The sequence below is a fragment of the Saprospiraceae bacterium genome (genome assembly GCA_016710235.1).
Classification (GTDB): Bacteria; Bacteroidota; Bacteroidia; order Chitinophagales; family Saprospiraceae; genus Vicinibacter.
In genome coordinates this window covers 2,027,726-2,048,940 of sequence record JADJLG010000001.1, presented here as the reverse complement: position 1 = coordinate 2,048,940, position 21,215 = coordinate 2,027,726, and the positions used below count along the sequence as shown (strand labels likewise).

Here is a 21,215-nt window from a genome sequence, read left to right as displayed (position 1 = left end):
TTCATTAAGGAATAATGTCCTTCATTTACTTGATCTTAAGCTTGCAATTATCCCCTTCTTTTTCCTAACCGAGTTCTATTTATCTTCCACAACCTGCATTTTACCAGAATATTCATCATGCTGCGTGTAGATTTTGTAATAATAAACGCCTGATGAAGGAATTTTTGTACGGTTTAATTCAATGTAATTTTGTTTCGAATCAAACTGATTGTATTCATGATATACCCTTCTTCCAGCGGCGTCAAACACCATAATACTCTTCAATGCACCTGCACCTATTGGCAAATAAATTTTTGTTTGCTTTGCCCAAGGATTGGGTTGACTGGAAATACTTGATGCCTGTTTTTCAAACTCATTGCCAATTGTAGCATTCCATCTCAAGATATGTTCCTGAAGATTTTCATCTACTGCTATTGCATTTGTTAAATCTGAGCCCAAATTAATCAGATCAGACAATTTAATCCATTGATTCACTTCAATTTCGAGTCCAAAAACTTCCTGAAATGATTCGATAGGATGTACCGTATGGCAAGCAAAGGAAATGTAACCTTGTTTTACTCCTTCCAAATTAAAAAATTCTGTTCCAGTCCCTTCCGATAAATTTGAATGAGCGACAACCCCCTTCACCAAATCTGGATTAAACCTTAGGGTACCCTGTATGGCAAGAACAGAGTTTAACTCTCCCAAATTAAAAGAAAGCTTATTGACTGTTCCCGGCATTAAAATGATATCCTCTGTATAAATATTAACCGGTTCAGTTGTTCGGGCTTGTACCTGACCAAAATGTGCATTAGCCTTAACGTTGCCGTTCAGATCTCCTACTTTTATACCTGTAAAAGGTACAAATGAATAAGCACCAGTTTTAGTTAAACTAACTTCCTCCGGCAAATTGTCATGCAGCGGATCATAATTTTGCAATAAATAAGGGTACGCATGGTCAATAAAGCGCCAACTTGTATTGCCCTCAACTTTGGATTGAACACCTAAAATCAGCTTTCTCAATTCACTGATATCTCGTGCTGTGATCGTGCCACTTCTGTTTACATCTCCCGCAATGTAAAGTGCCCCAGTCTGGAAGGATTCAATACCTAAAATATGTTTTTGAATTTTAACGATATCAGCAGTCGATACTCCGTTCAGCCAATCATCATTTTTATATGGTCTGAGTAAATATGATTTATCCCTTTGAATATGTTGAAATGAAAACTCACCCAATTCATCAGAAAATGTATTGAATTTTTTCGCCCCTGAAATCAAAACATCAGCATTTTCAACTCCATCACCTATAGCAGTCTTCAACTCACCCTCAATTGTCAATCCTGCTAAATTTTGATCACAGATTGGCACCTGATTTAGATCATCGACAATTACTATCGTCTTACAAAATGATTGGTTTCCGTATTCGTCAGTAACCCACAATTCCAGATCATTCCTGCCAATATTATCACAATTCAGTACTTTTTTTACGTTTGAAGTATCTTTGCTAAAACTAAAAATAAGTCGTTGACCACAGGATTGAGAACTTCCTGCATCAAGGTCTTTAGCCCAAACAACTACCTCCTCATCATCTGGAATTCCATCTTTATTTTTATCGACGGCTTCCAAATTCACTATTATACCCGTACGACAATAAACAGTCGGTAATTTACAAGATTTGACCTTCACAAAATAAGAACAACTGTTCTCTAAACCACAACCATTGCTAACAGTTACATGGATCCAGTGAGTTCCCATTGGCAAATCAAATACCGAATCCAACGAAAACTTGATGATATCTGTAACATTATCATTGAATAAATCACAACGAATCGTCCAATTTAACAAAGAATCAAAGCCGCAATGAGTAACTGCTCTATGACTAGCTTTCCATTTCATTGGAGAACAATCCAAATTAGGGTTACACAAATCTATATCCTCGCAGGTTCCCTCAAAGCGAGGAATATCCGTACTCGACACATTTACAATTTGATGATATGTAATAATATGCGGTAAACGATTTGGCAATTGGCTGCACCAATCTATTGCAGACCAATTTCGTTGGATTTTATAACAGGAAGCTGAAGCGCCAAATATTTCATCGGAATAAGAAAACAAAATGTTTCGACAACTATTTATTTTCACATACGGATAACTGTAATTCTTTGATTTTAGCACTTCTGGCCGCAATAAAAGTGGGTTACACACATCGGTAGTATCCAAATCTAGTGGCCACACGATTTCAGATTCCTCTAAGGCATCTAATGACCTGAAGGTGATGTACTGAATACAACTATCTATGATTTGATTAGCCATGTTAAAATAAAACACTCTCCTCATTACACCTATTCCACAAGAATTCAAGCCACTGCTATCAACATGCTCATCAATAATTATACTGCATGAGTGACTAACTAATCCATCTATTGCTTGCCCAATAAATATGGGATGTAGTGAGCTATCGATTTCAATAAATTTACGGTCCGTATCCTTTTGCACAAATTTTCCGTAAACACTCAATTCATTTTTGAATTGATGGGCGGAACAATCTACAATTACGTCTGGTAAACACACCACTGCAAACTGTGCTTTACTTTGGACTTCTACATTCACCATACAGATATTTTGGTTTCCACTTTGATCAGTTACTCTGATGGCAACCATAATTGTTTTACCAATATCTTCACAACAAAAATAAATTTTATCCAACCATTGCATAGAATCAACCAAACAAGGAGAATTCTCCATTCTTCTTCCTCGGATTGTAATCGTTGAACAATTGTCATATGAGTCCGAAGCAATAGAATTTGCATTTAGCCAAGCCTCACCATCTGTATTTAAACTCACCACAGTATTCGCATCACAAACTACAGTAGGAGCAGTTTTGTCGATAACCCTAATCTGTGAAGTAAAAGTACTTTGGTTACCACATGCGTCCGAAACTATATAAGCCAATATTTGATTACCTAATGGAATTCGAACTTGTTTTCCTTCATGGTAAATATCTGTAAAACCATTAATTGAATAACAAATTTGAGAAATCTGAGAACAATTATCTACTACATCCAATTTAGGTAAATAGAATATAGCTTCGCAATTATTCGCAGTCTCCAAATCAAATAAAGCCGAGAGAGAGCTAGTAAAAACGGGTGCTTCATTATCAATGATCTCAATAAACTGATTTAAGGTTTTAGTAATTTCTTTTCCACAATTCCACTCTCTGATATTCCACAATCTCCAGATTTTCTTTTTACAATCTGAAGTAATTAAATCGAGATCTGTATAATTGACAAAAATATTGCAAGTTAAACTCATTCCTGGTTTGAGCAAGAATTCTCCAAATTTTGGATACCCTGTTACTGATGGATCTGGATTTCCCTGTGCATCCTTCTTATACTTTTGGGAACATGTTAAACTCTGAAAGTCTGGTGCTCCAATGGAATCAAATGGAATTCTTTTAAAATAAATTTCGGATTCACATATTTCACTTTTATTTCCATAAGAATCCACAGCTTGATATTTAACTTTTTTCTTACCTAACACATTCTCATCACACATGATAGATTCATAAATCACATCAATCACATTTATTTTTGCAACACCACAAGCTTCAATCACATCCGGCATTATCAAGCTATCTTCAAAACAATACAAAGAATCTATACGACACACCAATTTAGGTGCTAATTTATCTTCCACCAAAACAGTTGTCCAACAATAATTAGGAGAACATCTATAGTACGTTTTTGCTGTTATCTTAGTACCGATATACTCCCTCGTCAGAATTTGATTCGGTATAGGTATATTATGTTCATCAAACAACAAAACAGTATAAGCATCATCGCTACAGTTTTTATTCAAGACAGTCAATGATGGATATACAATACCTTGGCAGTTTTCATCAAGTGAAAAATGTATATTTGAATTACAGATTATTTCCTCTCCTTGTGAACCTAATACAGTTACCAGGAAACTACACGTATCTGCATTTCCAAAATCATCAATTCCAGCAAATGTAAATTCATGGACTCCAACTGGAATTGAATCTATCCCAAACTGTGTAGGCATCAGTTGAATATACGTTAATGCTGTATCACAATTGTCGGTAAAGTTTATCAGATCCGCTATCGTTACCATTCCATCTTCAGTTAGATCGGCAAAACATTCGCATGAGTTCAGAGATATAGTTAAATCAGGTGGACATGTGATAGAAGGTGGAGTAATGTCAATTAATTCAACGATAGAAGAACATGTGCCAATATTACCACATTCATCTTCGACAAATACCTGAATTGTATCAAGATATAAACCTCTATTACAGAATATCGTGTCATGGTCAATGCTCTTAATAAAATGGTCTGAACAATTATCACTTAGATTTTTAATAAATAAATCTGGATAAACAATTACATAATGATCGCCTGAATAAACGAAGTTTGTATCTCTACATTCGACAATTGGTGCAATCGTATCAATAGTGGTGATCAACTGCGTGCAATTGCTCGCATTACCACAACTGTCCGTAGCCGTCCAGATCCGGTAGATAAATTTCTCATTCGCACAGGTACCGGAGACGATGCTGTCCCTGTGTATAATTTCTATTCCTCCCGCAGGGTCGCAATTGTCCGTAGCCGTCGCAAAGCCTCTTACTGCAGCACTCGTATCCGCTTCACAGCTGATCGTCAGGTCAGCAGGGCATGTTATCATTGGTGCTGTATTGTCCTCTGTGGTGATCAATTGCGTGCATCTACTCGAATTGCCACAGCTGTCCGTAGCTGTCCAGATCCGGTAGATAAATTTCTCATTCGCACAAGCCCCTGCGACGATGCTGTCCCTGTGTATAATCTCTATTCCTCCTGCAGGGTCGCAATTGTCCGTAGCCGTCGCAAAGCCTCGTACAGCAGCACTCGCATCCGCTTCACAGCTGATCGTCAGGTCAGCAGGGCATGTTATCATTGGTGCTGTATTGTCCTCTGTGGTGATCAATTGCGTGCATCTACTCGAATTGCCACAGCTGTCCGTAGCTGTCCAGATCCGGTAGATAAATTTCTCATTCGCACAAGCGCCTGCCACGATGCTGTCCCTGCGTATAATCTCTATTCCTCCTGCAGGGTCGCAATTGTCTGTAGCTGTAGCAAAACCTCTTACTGCAGCACTCGTATCCGCATCACAGCTGATCGTCAGATCCGCAGGACAAGTTATCATTGGTGCTGTATTGTCCTCTGTGGTGATCAATTGCGTGCATCTACTCGAATTGCCACAACTGTCCGTAGCCGTCCAGATCCGGTAGATAAATTTCTCATTCGCACAGGCACCTGCCACGATGCTGTCCCTGCGTATAATCTCTATTCCTCCTGCAGGGTCGCAATTGTCCGTAGCAGTCGCAAAGCCTCTTACCGTAGCACTCGTATCCGCTTCACAGCTGATCGTAGCGTTTGCTGGACAGCTTATCATTGGTGCCGTATTGTCTTCTGTAGTGATCAACTGTGTACACCTACTCGCATTGCCACAGCTGTCCGTAGCCGTCCAGATCCGGTAGATAAATTTCTCATTCGCACAGGCACCTGCCACGATGCTGTCCCTGCGTATAATCTCTATTCCTCCTGCAGGGTCGCAATTGTCCGTAGCTGTCGCAAAGCCTCTTACCGTAGCACTCGTATCCGCTTCACAGCTGATCGTAAGGTCGGCAGGGCAAGTTATCATTGGTGCCGTATTGTCTTCTGTAGTGATCAATTGCGTGCATCTACTCGAATTGCCACAACTGTCAGTTGCAGTCCAAATCCGGTAGATAAATTTCTCATTCGCACAAGCGCCTGCCACGATGCTGTCCCTGCGTATAATCTCTATTCCTCCTGCAGGGTCGCAATTGTCCGTAGCTGTAGCAAAACCTCTTACTGCAGCACTCGTATCCCCATCACAGCTGATCGTCAGATCCGCAGGACAAGTTATCATTGGTGCTGTATTGTCCTCTGTGGTGATCAATTGCGTGCATCTACTCGAATTGCCACAGCTGTCCGTAGCTGTCCAGATCCGGTAGATAAATTTCTCATTCGCACAAGCCCCAGAGACGATGCTGTCCCTGCGTATAATCTCTATTCCTCCTGCAGGGTCGCAATTGTCCGTAGCCGTAGCAAAGCCTCGTACCGCAGCACTCGTATCCGCTTCACAGCTGATCGTAAGGTCCGCAGGGCAAGTTATCATTGGTGCCGTATTGTCTTCTGTAGTGATCAACTGTGTACACCTACTCGCATTGCCACAGCTGTCCGTAGCCGTCCATATCCGGTAGATAAATTTCTCATTCGCACAGGCACCAGAGACGATGCTGTCCCTGTGTTTAATTTCTATTCCTCCTGCAGGGTCGCAATTGTCCGTAGCTGTAGCAAAACCTCTTACTGCAGCACTCGTATCCCCATCACAGCTGATCGTCAGATCCGCAGGACAAGTTATCATTGGTGCTGTATTGTCCTCTGTGGTGATCAATTGCGTGCATCTACTCGAATTGCCACAACTGTCAGTTGCAGTCCAGATCCGGTAGATAAATTTCGCATTCGCACAAGCGCCTGCCACGATGCTGTCCCTGCGTATAATCTCTATTCCTCCTGCAGGGTCGCAATTGTCCGTAGCTGTAGCAAAACCTCTTACTGCAGCACTCGTATCCCCATCACAGCTGATCGTCAGATCCGCAGGACAAGTTATCATTGGTGCTGTATTGTCCTCTGTGGTGATCAATTGCGTGCATCTACTCGAATTGCCACAGCTGTCCGTAGCTGTCCAGATGCGGTAGATAAATTTCTCATTCGAACAGGCGCCTGCCACGATGCTGTCCCTGCGTATAATCTCTATTCCTCCTGCAGGGTCGCAATTGTCCGTAGCCGTAGCAAAGCCTCGTACCGCAGCACTCGTATCCGCTTCACAGCTGATCGTAAGGTCCGCAGGGCAAGTTATCATTGGTGCCGTATTGTCTTCTGTAGTGATCAACTGTGTACACCTACTCGCATTGCCACAGCTGTCCGTAGCCGTCCATATCCGGTAGATAAATTTCTCATTCGAACAGGCGCCTGCCACGATGCTGTCCCTGCGTATAATCTCTATTCCTCCTGCAGGGTCGCAATTGTCCGTAGCCGTCGCAAAACCTCTTACTGCAGCACTCGTATCCGCATCACAGCTGATCGTCGGGTCGGCAGGGCAAGTTATCATTGGTGCTGTATTGTCCTCTGTGGTGATCAATTGCGTGCATCTACTCGAATTGCCACAACTGTCAGTTGCAGTCCAAATCCGGTAGATAAATTTCTCATTCGCACAAGCGCCTGCCACGATGCTGTCCCTGCGTATAATCTCTATTCCTCCTGCAGGGTCGCAATTGTCCGTAGCTGTAGCAAAACCTCTTACTGCAGCACTCGTATCCCCATCACAGCTGATCGTCAGATCCGCAGGACAAGTTATCATTGGTGCTGTATTGTCCTCTGTGGTGATCAATTGCGTGCATCTACTCGAATTGCCAGCTGTCCGTAGCTGTCCAGATGCGGTAGATAAATTTCTCATTCGAACAGGCGCCTGCCACGATGCTGTCCCTGCGTATAATCTCTATTCCTCCTGCAGGGTCGCAATTGTCCGTAGCCGTAGCAAAGCCTCGTACCGCAGCACTCGTATCCGCTTCACAGCTGATCGTAAGGTCCGCAGGGCAAGTTATCATTGGTGCTGTATTGTCCTCTGTGGTGATCAATTGCGTGCATCTACTCGAATTGCCACAACTGTCAGTTGCAGTCCAGATCCGGTAGATAAATTTCGCATTCGCACAAGCCCCAGAGACGATGCTGTCCCTGTGTATAATTTCTATTCCTCCTGCAGGGTCGCAATCGTCCGTAGCCGTCGCAAAGCCTCGTACCACAGCACTCGTATCCGCTTCACAGCTGATCGTAGCGTTTGCTGGACAGCTTATCATTGGTGCCGTATTGTCTTCTGTGGTGATCAATTGCGTGCATCTACTCGAATTGCCACAGCTGTCCGTAGCTGTCCAGATCCGGTAGATAAATTTCGCATTCGCACAAGCCCCAGAGACGATGCTGTCCCTGTGTTTAATTTCTATTCCTCCTGCAGGGTCGCAATTGTCCGTAGCCGTCGCAAAACCTCTTACTGCAGCACTCGTATCCGCATCACAGCTGATCGTCAGATCAGCAGGGCATGTTATCATTGGTGCTGTATTGTCCTCTGTGGTGATCAATTGCGTGCATCTACTCGAATTGCCACAACTGTCAGTTGCAGTCCAGATCCGGTAGATAAATTTCTCATTCGCACAAGCCCCAGAGACGATGCTGTCCCTGCGTATAATCTCTATTCCTCCCACCGGGTCGCAATTGTCAATAGCCGTAGCAAAACCTCGTACCGCAGCACTCGTATCCCCATCACAGCTGATCGTCAGGTCCGCAGGGCAAGTTATCATTGGTGCCGTATTGTCTTCTGTGGTGATCAATTGCGTGCATCTACTCGAATTGCCACAGCTGTCCGTAGCTGTCCAGATCCGGTAGATAAATTTCTCATTCGAACAGGCACCTGCCACGATGCTGTCCCTGCGTATAATCTCTATTCCTCCTGCAGGGTCGCAATTGTCCGTAGCTGTCGCAAAGCCTCTTACCGTAGCACTCGTATCCGCTTCACAGCTGATCGTAAGGTCGGCAGGGCAAGTTATTATTGGTAATGTATTGTCCTCTGTGGTGATCAACTGAATGCATTTGCTTGCATTGCCACAACTGTCCGTAGCCGTCCAGATCCGGTAGATAAATTTCTCATTCGAACAGGCGCCTGCCACGATGCTGTCCCTGCGTATAATCTCTATTCCTCCTGCAGGGTCGCAATTGTCCGTAGCCGTCGCAAAGCCTCGTACCGCAGCACTCGTATCCGCTTCACAGCTGATCGTCAGGTCCGCAGGGCATGTTATCATTGGTGCCGTATTGTCTTCTGTGGTGATCAATTGCGTGCAATTGCTCGCATTGCCACAGCTGTCCGTAGCCGTCCAGATCCGGTAGATAAATTTCTCATTCGCACAGGCCCCAGCGACGATGCTGTCCCTGTGTATAATTTCTATTCCTCCTGCAGGGTCGCAATTGTCCGTAGCTGTAGCGAAACCTCTTACTGCAGCACTCGTATCCGCATCACAGCTGATCGTCGGGTCGGCAGGGCAAGTTATCATTGGTGCTGTATTGTCCTCTGTGGTGATCAATTGCGTGCATCTACTCGAATTGCCACAACTGTCAGTAGCCGTCCAGATCCGGTAGATAAATTTCTCATTCGCACAGGCACCTGCCACGATGCTGTCCCTGCGTATAATCTCTATTCCTCCTGCAGGGTCGCAATTGTCCGTAGCAGTCGCGAAACCTCTTACTGCAGCACTCGTATCCGCATCACAGCTGATCGTCGGGTCGGCAGGGCAAGTTATCATTGGTGCTGTATTGTCCTCTGTGGTGATCAATTGCGTGCATCTACTCGAATTGCCACAACTGTCAGTTGCAGTCCAAATCCGGTAGATAAATTTCTCATTCGCACAGGTACCGGAGACGATGCTGTCCCTGTGTATAATTTCTATTCCTCCCGCAGGGTCGCAATTGTCCGTAGCCGTCGCAAAGCCTCTTACTGCAGCACTCGTATCCGCTTCACAGCTGATCGTCAGATCCGCAGGGCAAGTTATCATTGGTGCTGTATTGTCCTCTGTGGTGATCAACTGAATGCATCTACTCGAATTGCCACAGCTGTCCGTAGCCGTCCAGATCCGGTAGATAAATTTCTCATTCGCACAGGCGCCTGCCACGATGCTGTCCCTGCGTATAATCTCTATTCCTCCTGCAGGGTCGCAATTGTCCGTAGCTGTAGCAAAACCTCTTACTGCAGCACTCGTATCCCCATCACAGCTGATCGTCAGATCCGCAGGACAAGTTATCATTGGTGCTGTATTGTCCTCTGTGGTGATCAATTGCGTGCATCTACTCGAATTGCCACAGCTGTCCGTAGCTGTCCAGATGCGGTAGATAAATTTCTCATTCGAACAGGCGCCTGCCACGATGCTGTCCCTGCGTATAATCTCTATTCCTCCTGCAGGGTCGCAATTGTCCGTAGCCGTAGCAAAGCCTCGTACCGCAGCACTCGTATCCGCTTCACAGCTGATCGTAAGGTCCGCAGGGCAAGTTATCATTGGTGCCGTATTGTCTTCTGTAGTGATCAACTGTGTACACCTACTCGCATTGCCACAGCTGTCCGTAGCCGTCCATATCCGGTAGATAAATTTCTCATTCGAACAGGCGCCTGCCACGATGCTGTCCCTGCGTATAATCTCTATTCCTCCTGCAGGGTCGCAATTGTCCGTAGCAGTCGCGAAACCTCTTACTGCAGCACTCGTATCCGCTTCACAGCTGATCGTCAGATCCGCAGGGCAAGTTATCATTGGTGCTGTATTGTCCTCTGTGGTGATCAACTGAATGCATCTACTCGAATTGCCACAGCTGTCCGTAGCCGTCCAGATCCGGTAGATAAATTTCTCATTCGCACAGGCGCCTGCCACGATGCTGTCCCTGCGTATAATCTCTATTCCTCCTGCAGGGTCGCAATTGTCCGTAGCTGTCGCAAAGCCTCGTACCGCAGCACTCGTATCCGCTTCACAGCTGATCGTCAGATCCGCAGGACAAGTTATCATTGGTGCTGTATTGTCCTCTGTGGTGATCAATTGCGTGCATCTACTCGAATTGCCACAACTGTCAGTTGCAGTCCAGATCCGGTAGATAAATTTCTCATTCGCACAAGCCCCAGAGACGATGCTGTCCCTGTGTATAATTTCTATTCCTCCTGCAGGGTCGCAATTGTCCGTAGCCGTCGCAAAGCCTCGTACCACAGCACTCGTATCCGCTTCACAGCTGATCGTAGCGTTTGCTGGACAGCTTATCATTGGTGCCGTATTGTCTTCTGTGGTGATCAATTGCGTGCAGCTGCTTGCATTGCCACAGCTGTCCGTAGCTGTCCAGATCCGGTAGATAAATTTCGCATTCGCACAAGCCCCAGAGACGATGCTGTCCCTGTGTTTAATTTCTATTCCTCCTGCAGGGTCGCAATTGTCCGTAGCCGTCGCAAAGCCTCGTACCACAGCACTCGTATCCGCTTCACAGCTGATCGTAGCGTTTGCTGGGCAGCTTATCATTGGTGCTGTATTGTCTTCTGTGGTGATCAATTGCGTGCATCTACTCGAATTGCCACAGCTGTCCGTAGCCGTCCAGATCCGGTAGATAAATTTCTCATTCGCACAAGCCCCTGCCACGATGCTGTCCCTGCGTATAATCTCTATTCCTCCTGCAGGGTCGCAATTGTCCGTAGCCGTAGCAAAACCTCTTACTGCAGCACTCGTATCCCCATCACAGCTGATCGTCAGGTCGGCAGGGCAAGTTATCATTGGTGCCGTATTGTCTTCTGTTGTGATCAATTGCGTGCATCTGCTCGCATTGCCACAGCTGTCAGTAGCCGTCCATATCCGGTAGATAAATTTCTCATTCGCACAGGCACCTGCCACGATGCTGTCCCTGCGTATAATCTCTATTCCTCCTGCAGGGTCGCAATTGTCCGTAGCTGTCGCAAAGCCTCGTACCGTAGCACTCGTATCCGCTTCACAGCTGATCGTAGCGTTTGCTGGACAGCTTATCATTGGTGCCGTATTGTCTTCTGTAGTGATCAACTGTGTACACCTACTCGCATTGCCACAGCTGTCCGTAGCCGTCCAGATCCGGTAGATAAATTTCTCATTCGCACAGGCACCTGCCACGATGCTGTCCCTGCGTATAATCTCTATTCCTCCTGCAGGGTCGCAATTGTCCGTAGCCGTCGCAAAACCTCTTACTGCAGCACTCGTATCCGCATCACAGCTGATCGTCAGATCCGCAGGGCAAGTTATCATTGGTGCTGTATTGTCCTCTGTGGTGATCAATTGCGTGCATCTACTCGAATTGCCACAACTGTCAGTTGCAGTCCAGATCCGGTAGATAAATTTCTCATTCGCACAGGCACCTGCCACGATGCTGTCCCTGCGTATAATCTCTATTCCTCCCGCAGGGTCGCAATTGTCCGTAGCCGTCGCAAAGCCACGGGCAATAGCACTTGTATCCGCAGCGCAACTAATCGTAACGTTGGCTGGGCAGCTTATCATTGGTGCTGTATTGTCCTCTGTGGTGATCAATTGCGTGCAATTGCTCGCATTGCCACAGCTGTCCGTAGCCGTCCAGATCCGGTAGATAAATTTCTCATTCGAACAGGCACCTGCCACGATGCTGTCCCTGCGTATAATCTCTATTCCTTCTGCAGGGTCGCAATTGTCCGTAGCCGTAGCAAAGCCTCGTACCGCAGCACTCGTATCCGCTTCACAGCTGATCGTAAGGTCCGCAGGGCAAGTTATCATTGGTGCCGTATTGTCTTCTGTAGTGATCAACTGTGTACACCTACTCGCATTGCCACAGCTGTCCGTAGCTGTCCAGATCCGGTAGATAAATTTCGCATTCGCACAAGCCCCAGAGACGATGCTGTCCCTGTGTTTAATTTCTATTCCTCCTGCAGGGTCGCAATTGTCCGTAGCCGTCGCAAAACCTCTTACTGCAGCACTCGTATCCGCATCACAGCTGATCGTCAGATCCGCAGGGCAAGTTATCATTGGTGCTGTATTGTCCTCTGTGGTGATCAATTGCGTGCATCTACTCGCATTGCCACAGCTGTCCGTAGCCGTCCAGATCCGGTAGATAAATTTCTCATTCGCACAGGCACCTGCCACGATGCTGTCCCTGCGTATAATCTCTATTCCTCCCGCAGGGTCGCAATTGTCCGTAGCCGTCGCAAAACCTCTTACTGCAGCACTCGTATCCGCAGCGCAACTAATCGTAACGTTGGCTGGGCAGCTTATCATTGGTGCTGTATTGTCCTCTGTGGTGATCAATTGCGTGCAATTGCTCGCATTGCCACAGCTGTCCGTAGCCGTCCAGATCCGGTAGATAAATTTCTCATTCGCACAGGCCCCAGCGACGATGCTGTCCCTGTGTATAATTTCTATTCCTCCTGCAGGGTCGCAATTGTCCGTAGCTGTAGCAAAACCTCTTACTGCAGCACTCGTATCCCCATCACAGCTGATCGTCAGATCCGCAGGACAAGTTATCATTGGTGCTGTATTGTCCTCTGTGGTGATCAATTGCGTGCATCTACTCGAATTGCCACAACTGTCAGTTGCAGTCCAGATCCGGTAGATAAATTTCGCATTCGCACAAGCCCCAGAGACGATGCTGTCCCTGTGTATAATTTCTATTCCTCCTGCAGGGTCGCAATTGTCCGTAGCCGTCGCAAAGCCTCGTACCACAGCACTCGTATCCGCTTCACAGCTGATCGTAGCGTTTGCTGGACAGCTTATCATTGGTGCTGTATTGTCCTCTGTAGTGATCAACTGAATGCATTTGCTCGCATTGCCACAACTGTCCGTAGCCGTCCAGATCCGGTAGATAAATTTCCCATTCGCACAGGCACCTGCCACGATGCTGTCCCTGCGTATAATCTCTATTCCTCCTGCAGGGTCGCAATTGTCCGTAGCCGTCGCAAAACCTCTTACTGCAGCACTCGTATCCGCTTCACAGCTGATCGTAAGGTCGGCAGGGCAAGTTATCATTGGTGCCGTATTGTCCTCTGTGGTGATCAATTGCGTGCAATTGCTCGCATTGCCACAGCTGTCCGTAGCTGTCCAGATCCGGTAGATAAATTTCTCATTCGCACAAGCCCCAGAGACGATGCTGTCCCTGTGTATAATCTCTATTCCTCCTGCAGGGTCGCAATTGTCCGTAGCTGTCGCAAAGCCTCGTACCGCAGCACTCGTATCCGCTTCACAGCTGATCGTAAGGTCCGCAGGGCATGTTATCATTGGTAATGTATTGTCCTCTGTGGTGATCAATTGCGTGCATCTACTCGCATTGCCACAGCTGTCCGTAGCCGTCCAGATCCGGTAGATAAATTTCTCATTCGCACAAGCCCCAGAGACGATGCTGTCCCTGCGTATAATCTCTATTCCTCCTGCAGGGTCGCAATTGTCCGTAGCTGTCGCAAAGCCACGGGCAATAGCACTTGTATCCGCAGCGCAACTAATCGTAACGTTGGCTGGGCAGCTTATCATTGGTGCTGTATTGTCCTCTGTGGTGATCAATTGCGTGCAATTGCTCGCATTGCCACAGCTGTCCGTAGCCGTCCAGATCCGGTAGATAAATTTCTCATTCGCACAGGCCCCAGCGACGATGCTGTCCCTGTGTATAATTTCTATTCCTCCCGCAGGGTCGCAATTGTCCGTAGCTGTAGCAAAACCTCGTACCGCAGCACTCGTATCCGCTTCACAGCTGATCGTCAGATCCGCAGGACAAGTTATCATTGGTGCTGTATTGTCCTCTGTGGTGATCAATTGCGTGCAATTGCTCGCATTGCCACAGCTGTCAGTAGCCGTCCAGATCCGGTAGATAAATTTCGCATTCGCACAGGCACCTGCCACGATGCTGTCCCTGCGCATGATCTTGATTCCTGCAGATGGTTCACAATTATCTGTGGCCGTAGCAAAACCTCGTACTATAGCACTTGTATCAGCTGCGCAGCTGATTGTGACATTGGGTGGGCAAGAAATCATAGGTGCCTGAGAATCAACAGCCCTATAGAGAATTCGACACAAAACGGAATCTCTGCTATCTTTAATTTTGTAGGTCCTATAAAGTATCATAGTATCTCCTATGCAACCTTTTCCAGTGTTAAAAGAATCTTGGGAAGTAATTTTCACAGAATCACAAAAATTTCGGACTAAACCACCCAATAAGCGAAAACCCATGGTATCCGTCACAGGTACTGGAAAAGACTCTCTACATCCATACAATCCACCATTTGAGGAAGGGCAGCTTACATCGAGCACGCAACAAGAAACTGCTGTGAATTTATAAGTTTCCTTGTCAGCACCAGGTTTACAAACTAGAATTCTGATTGAATCCCCAGATGCTGGCTTAATATTGTTGAAATTGGTAAGTGGCATTGAGCAATTATCTTTCCATACCATTGTGGAACCCGGAGTTGGAATATTCATGGTGAGGCACAGACCACTACCCAAATACACTTTGAATAGCACACATCTTGATGCACCTCCACAACAGTTTGTTCCATCTCTGCTTGTATTGATGCTCACCATATTACCAACAGCGGGTAAATTGACAGTATGCATATTGAGCATCGGACTAGGGTCGCATCCAAATTGCGCATTGGAATCAACAGCCACTAAAATCAAGAAAACTAAGAGTACTAAGCGTTTATATATTATTGACATCTTTAATATGACGAAAAAATAACAATGAGTTTGAATTTTAGCTATTTCGTCTTTTAAAAGAGTCTGCTTTGGTTATCTACATATGTAGAGGCTTACTTCGAACCAGTTAAAGTTGAAGCGCTATTTTTGGGACAACAAATATATTTCAAGTTTTGAAAAATCCTGCTAAGTCAGAATAATTATTTTTTTTAAAGAGGAATGAACTTTTTTTTCAAAAAAACACCAATTTGAGCTGACCCAAAATTTTGTCCCTATTAATTCGCAACAAAGGATTTCAATCCAAATAAAAATAAATTTTCCTTATTACATACTCCAGTAATTTCAATTAGAATTAAGGCAATTTCAAAATTTTATTATTTTTAAGTCATATTCTAAAATGGTGTCCAATCTGCAAAAAGGTACTCAAGGTGAAAAAATTGCTCGGGAGTTCTTAAGAGCCAAGAACTTTCAGATCATGGATTGCAATTGGCGAACAGGAAGAGCAGAAATCGACATCATAGCCAAGGATGGGCAAATACTTGTTTTTGTAGAAGTTAAAACAAGAGCATATGATTTTTTTGGTTCCCCAGAGGAATTTGTAAGTAACCACAAACAAAAACTAATTTCTGAAGCAGCTCCAGTATATATGGAAAAAATTAAACATAACTGGGAAATTAGATTTGATGTCATTGCAATTATTTTAAAAAACAGTAAACTTGTAAAGTTAGAACACTTTCAAGATGCATGGTTTTAAAATAAAAAAATTATTTTTGCCTTCTAGTATCTAAAAAATGATCAATCGGATTACTTCAATATTCGCAGGTGTTTTTGTTGCAAGTCTCATAATTTTTGCAATAGAATCATTGTCTCACAGCATATATCCAACTCCAACTGGTCTCGACATGCTTGATAAAGTCAACATTGAACAATTTCTAAAAACCTCTCCTGCTGCTTCTAAATGGTTGATAATACTTGCTTGGTTTTTGGGCTCATTAGTTGGAACGTTCACAACAAAAAAATTATCACGTCAAAATAGCATAAGAAACACATTGATCACTGGATCAATTATATTTTGTTTCACATTAATCAATTTACTCATGATCTATCATCCGGCATGGATGCTGATCACGGGTTTAATGGCAATTGTGTCAGGAGCTGCAATTACCTTGCTGCTTTCAAATAAAACGATCACAAATCAGAAATAAATGAATACCTTATTACTTCACAGTTGAACCAGGTTGCCACTTTTTATCCGGGGATACAAAATTGAGCTTGCCTTCCGCATTTTCTGCCATCAGGATCATCCCACGAGACTCTATGCCTCTAATTTTTCTGGGCGCTAAATTAGCAACCACTACGACTTCTTTGCCAATGATTTCATCAGGTTTGTAGTGTTCAGCAATACCACTGAGTACAGTTCGTTTTTCAAAACCTAAATCCAAAGTGAGCTGCAACAATTTGTCTGCTTTTGGGACTATCTCTGCTAAGATAATACGAGCGGTACGAAGATCTAATTTTATAAAATCATCAATACTGATTTCAGATTTTTGCTCTGCATATTGAAGCTGTGTATCCGGTAATCCGGATACTCTCTGCTGGTCTTGTCCGGCAAGTTTTTGAATCTGAATATCAATGACAGAGTCATCTATTTTTGTAAACAGATAATCGAATTTGGCTAATTTATGATGAGGAGAAATTATCACACCTCCTTCTGCAAGTTCATCCAACATCTTTACCAATTCTCCTTTTTCCTCCAATCGATCCAATCCGAGCATGGTTCTTAATTTGTCAGATGTAAAAGGTAAAAATGGTCGAACAATAACACTGAGACATGCCACATATTGTAGCGCCAAATTCATCACCACTTCTACCCATTCAGGGTCGTTCTTGAAATTTTTCCAGGGTTCGTTTTTTTGCAGTAGCAAATTTCCAGAAGATGAAATGTCCATCACATATTTTAAGGCACCTCGGAAATCGTATTCTCTCAAGCATTGATTCATCGCCTGTATCTGATCAAACAAATACAGTAATTCAGTCTCATGATATCCGCCAAGTTCATCTCCTGCCACTCCTTCAAATGGATAATCCGGATCAAAATCCGGAACCACTCCTTTGAAATATTTATCCGCAAGCACAAAAACTCGATGAATGAAATTAGATAAATTATTTACTAATTCAGTATTGTGTGCTTCCTGGAATAATTTCCATGTGAATTCGCTGTCTTTTTGTTCAGGCATATTTTTGCATAAATAATACCTGAGAGAGTCTTGCATGTTTGGAAAATCTGCTAAATACTCATGCACCCAAACCGCCCAATTTCTGGAAGTAGATATTTTTTGACCTTCCAGATTCATAAATTGATTTGCAGGTACATTTACAGGCGAATTAAATTGTCCATGTGCTCTTAATATTGCCGGAAAAATGATGCAATGAAATACGATATTGTCTTTGCCTATAAAATGAATTAAAGCCGAGTCCTCTTTTTGCCAATAATCTTTCCAATCTTTCTGATGATCTGCTGCCCATTGCTTTGTGGCTGAAATATACCCAATCGGAGCATCCAACCATACATACAATTTCTTTCCCTTGCTACCTGGAATTTCTTGTGGTACATCCACACCCCAATCCAAGTCTCTTGTCATTGACCGCGGTGACAGTCCGGCATCCAGCCAGGATTTGCATTGCCCCACAACATGATTTTTCCAAGCCTCGGGATCATGGTGTTCCTTACCCTCAAGTGTTCCACTCCCGATCCACTCTTTCAACCATTGCTCATGTTGATCTAGACCAAGGAACCAATGTCTGGTGACTCTCAACTCCGGAACACTTCCAGTGATCACTGATCGTGGAGAAATGAGTTCAATAGGATTTAAAGAGCTTCCACATTTTTCGCACTGATCACCATATGCATCCGGGTGGCCGCATTTAGGACAAGTGCCCATAATATAACGATCTGCTAGAAACTGTTGAGCTTCAAGATCATAATATTGTTCAGTCTCTTGTTCAACAAATTGGTTTTTTGACAGCAATTCTCTGAAAAAATCCTGTGAAGTTTTATGATGCAGATCACTTGAGGTTCTCCCATAATGATCAAATGATATTCCGATACCCTCAAATGTTTTCACAAACATCTCATGGTACGTATCGATTATTTCTTGAGGTGTTTTAGATTCCTTTAAAGCCCGCATCGTGATCGCAGCCCCGTTTTCATCGGAACCACATATAAAAACAATATCCTTGTCCATCATCCTCATGAAGCGCACAAAAACATCAGCAGAAAGATATGCTCCTGAGAGATGTCCTATATGTAAGGGTCCGTTTGCATATGGCAGCGCAGATGTGACAAGATATCGATTATATTCTAGCATTTCATTCGTTCATAAAATAGGCCCAAATATATAAAAAATTATAATAGGTTGAGCCAGGTAAATAATGATTTCATCAAGCTAGTTGATCTACCAAAATATCATTGAATTGAAAGCGGTTATGAAGCCAAAAATAGAGAACTAGTCTTTTTGTTTCAATCTTTCAAAAATAGCCTTTAGTTTAATATTTTCATTTACTGACTCTGAATGACTATTGATTTTCTCCCTCATACCGTGGATGCGATCTTTGGTCAATGGATGGGTACTCAAAAAAGTGGGTATGTTTTGTTTTTCAGCTCCAGACTGATCTGATAAAATCTCAAATAATTCCAGCATTCCTTTTGGGTCGATTCCTCTTTCAATCATAAGTTTGCAAGCATTATCATCTGCCTCAGTTTCAAATTTTCGTGAGAATGATAAATTCCGTATAGAATTCAAGTTGTCCAGAATAATTGTGGAAATTCCAATAAGGTCTCCTACTAAAAATGATACAAACACGTATGAACCCAAGCTTTGAAAAATCATCTTTAATGAATGTTTGAAATACACATGAGTATATTCGTGTGCCAGCAATCCCGCGAGTTGCCGATAATGATACATCTTATCTACGATACCGGAATAAACCACAATATGACCACCCGGAATTGCAAATGCATTAACTGTTGGGCTATTTACAAAATACAGCTTGATATTCTCAGCATTTACAAATTGTAATTCTCCAAAAAATTGATTTAATTCATATGATTTTACAGTATCCGGTTTTTCTACAAGTAAAAGTTGTTCGATCGCCGCTGAACCCAGACTTTTCTCCCAATCCTGAGGCACTTTTGAGGCCATAACTTTAACGATATGGGGCAAAGCAAATAAATAAACAGCTGCTATAGAAGCAACGAAAGCACTCCCAATAGTCAGCAAGCCTGTCCACTTCCACTTTTTATAAAAAGGAATTCTTTCACAGGCAAATTTTTCGCTTTGATAAAAAGACCTTAGCTGCATTACATTATTCTCTCCTGTGAATTCAAGATACTCGCGAGGATCTTTGGTACCAAAGCTGATGATCCATATGTCTTTTTGTGGATTGAGATCGGGATTTATTTGTGAGAGTCTCCATTGAACTTTTTCCTTTGGATCATCTAGAATTTCAATCTCCAATTTATCAGGTTGTAAGTTCACATGACAATCCTGCCCATGAGGCTTAAAACCCCTGTAATATTTTGCCCTCAACCTGTTCAATTTAATCAGATTATAAATGAGTATAAATTCATGAACTTGTAATCAAATTACTCCAGAAATAAAAATAGGAAAAATAGCAGAAATCTTCAACCAGTCAGCTCAAAAACTCTCAAGTTCCAATCAGAGTATTAGTTTCTGACTTATTGGTATTGCACCTTTATCAGAATAATTTTTTTTCCTTCAAAATTACGCCAAAGAAACCATGGAGTAGATACAGTTGGATAATCCAATTTGAAGACAAAATCATATTAAAAGAAGGCTAATTTCTCCTACAATAAAGTTTTTATGAGTTTATCTACAGTTAAACCGTCAGCTTCAGCCTTGTAGTTCAGAACAAGCCTGTGTCTAAGAACCAACTCCGCAACAGCTTGAACATCTTCGATATCGGGTGAAAACTTACCAAGTAAAGCGGCATGACATTTAGCTCCAAGTACCAGATTTTGAGAAGCTCGAGGTCCAGCCCCCCAACTGATATAATTTTTCACTTCCTTGGTCGCTTTATCAGAATTAGGTCTGGTACGAGCTACTAATGAGACAGCATATTCCAATACATTATCAGCCACAGGAATTCTTCTAACGAGGTGCTGGTAGTCGGCAATCTGTGTTCCGGTCAACACACTATGTATGTCTGATTTGTCGTCGGAAGTGGTTTGTTTTACAACTTTGAGTTCTTCATCATAAGTTGGATAATCCAATAGGATGTTAAACATGAATCTGTCCAACTGAGCTTCCGGTAAAGGATAGGTACCTTCCTGCTCGATTGGATTCTGTGTAGCAAGTACGAAAAAAGGCAAAGGCAAAAGGTGATTGACACCACTTACTGTTACTTTGCGTTCCTGCATAGCCTCCAGCAAAGCAGACTGAGTCTTGGGTGGTGTACGGTTGATTTCATCCGCCAAAACGATATTTGCAAAAACCGGACCTTTATTAAACTTGAATTTTCGTGATTCATCCAATATCTCCGATCCAATGATGTCGGACGGCATTAGGTCCGGAGTGAACTGGATCCTTTTGAAATCTAAATCCAAAGCTTGTGCTATCGTATTTATGAGCAAAGTTTTGGCCAGTCCGGGAACACCTACCAGCAAGCTATGCCCGTTGCTAAACAAAGAAATGATGGTAGCCTTTATGACATCGTGTTGTCCTACTATTTTCTTTGCAATTTCATTTTTCAGGTCATTGTAAGACCTTGACATTGCCTCAATCGCTTCTACATCTGATTTATGATTCATCATGAGCTGATTAGTGGGAGGATATATGGTTAAAAATCATGGCTCTTAAAACGTATAAGAGCTTGATTTGTTGAGTACAAAAAA

At 43.5% G+C, this 21,215-nt stretch carries 7 protein-coding genes; 2 read left to right on the top strand and 5 right to left on the bottom strand.

The features are described from left to right. Positions 1 to 75: 75 nt before the first annotated feature. Together IPI99_08315 and IPI99_08310 are read right to left on the bottom strand one after the other, a co-directional pair. Entirely contained in the window at positions 76 to 7,518 is a 7,443-nt protein-coding gene (locus IPI99_08315) for a T9SS type A sorting domain-containing protein (GenBank protein ID MBK7340518.1), read from the bottom strand. Then, complete coding sequence (locus IPI99_08310) at positions 7,463 to 15,322, bottom strand: hypothetical protein (protein ID MBK7340517.1); 7,860 nt, start codon at positions 15,320 to 15,322, stop codon at positions 7,463 to 7,465. Before IPI99_08310 ends, IPI99_08315 begins: the two co-directional genes overlap by 56 nt. 376 nt (positions 15,323 to 15,698) lie before the next feature. Here IPI99_08310 and IPI99_08305 point away from each other — a divergent pair, with 376 nt between their 5' ends. Then, the gene (locus tag IPI99_08305) at positions 15,699 to 16,055 is read left to right on the top strand and encodes a YraN family protein (GenBank protein MBK7340516.1); all 357 of its coding nucleotides are present in this window, start codon (positions 15,699 to 15,701) and stop codon (positions 16,053 to 16,055) included. Between the two features lie 37 nt (positions 16,056 to 16,092). Further along, on the top strand, positions 16,093 to 16,506 hold the full coding sequence (locus IPI99_08300; protein MBK7340515.1) for a hypothetical protein: 414 nt from the start codon (positions 16,093 to 16,095) through the stop codon (positions 16,504 to 16,506). Between the two features lie 12 nt (positions 16,507 to 16,518). Here IPI99_08300 and metG read toward each other — a convergent pair whose 3' ends face one another. The 3 genes from metG to IPI99_08285 form a co-directional block, all read right to left on the bottom strand. Then, the gene (gene metG, locus IPI99_08295) at positions 16,519 to 18,669 is read right to left on the bottom strand and encodes a methionine--tRNA ligase (protein MBK7340514.1); all 2,151 of its coding nucleotides are present in this window, start codon (positions 18,667 to 18,669) and stop codon (positions 16,519 to 16,521) included. A gap of 138 nt (positions 18,670 to 18,807) precedes the next feature. Then, positions 18,808 to 19,890 carry a M48 family metallopeptidase gene (locus IPI99_08290; GenBank protein MBK7340513.1) on the bottom strand — a complete coding sequence of 361 codons (1,083 nt, stop codon included), beginning with the start codon at positions 19,888 to 19,890 and terminating at the stop codon, positions 18,808 to 18,810. 278 nt (positions 19,891 to 20,168) lie between these two features. Continuing rightward, positions 20,169 to 21,131: an AAA family ATPase gene (locus IPI99_08285; protein ID MBK7340512.1), complete on the bottom strand. Its 963-nt coding sequence runs from the start codon at positions 21,129 to 21,131 to the stop codon at positions 20,169 to 20,171. Between the last annotated feature and the right edge of the window lie 84 nt (positions 21,132 to 21,215).

Excerpts from the sequence above, each read along its gene's own strand:
- IPI99_08315 (MBK7340518.1), bottom strand. The coding sequence starts at position 7,518 with ATGAGAAATTTATCTACCGCATCTGGACAGCTACGGACAGCTGGCAAT.
- IPI99_08310 (MBK7340517.1), bottom strand. The coding sequence starts at position 15,322 with ATGTCAATAATATATAAACGCTTAGTACTCTTAGTTTTCTTGATTTTA.
- IPI99_08305 (MBK7340516.1), top strand. The coding sequence starts at position 15,699 with ATGGTGTCCAATCTGCAAAAAGGTACTCAAGGTGAAAAAATTGCTCGG.
- IPI99_08300 (MBK7340515.1), top strand. The coding sequence starts at position 16,093 with ATGATCAATCGGATTACTTCAATATTCGCAGGTGTTTTTGTTGCAAGT.
- metG (MBK7340514.1), bottom strand. The coding sequence starts at position 18,669 with ATGCTAGAATATAATCGATATCTTGTCACATCTGCGCTGCCATATGCA.
- IPI99_08285 (MBK7340512.1), bottom strand. The coding sequence starts at position 21,131 with ATGAATCATAAATCAGATGTAGAAGCGATTGAGGCAATGTCAAGGTCT.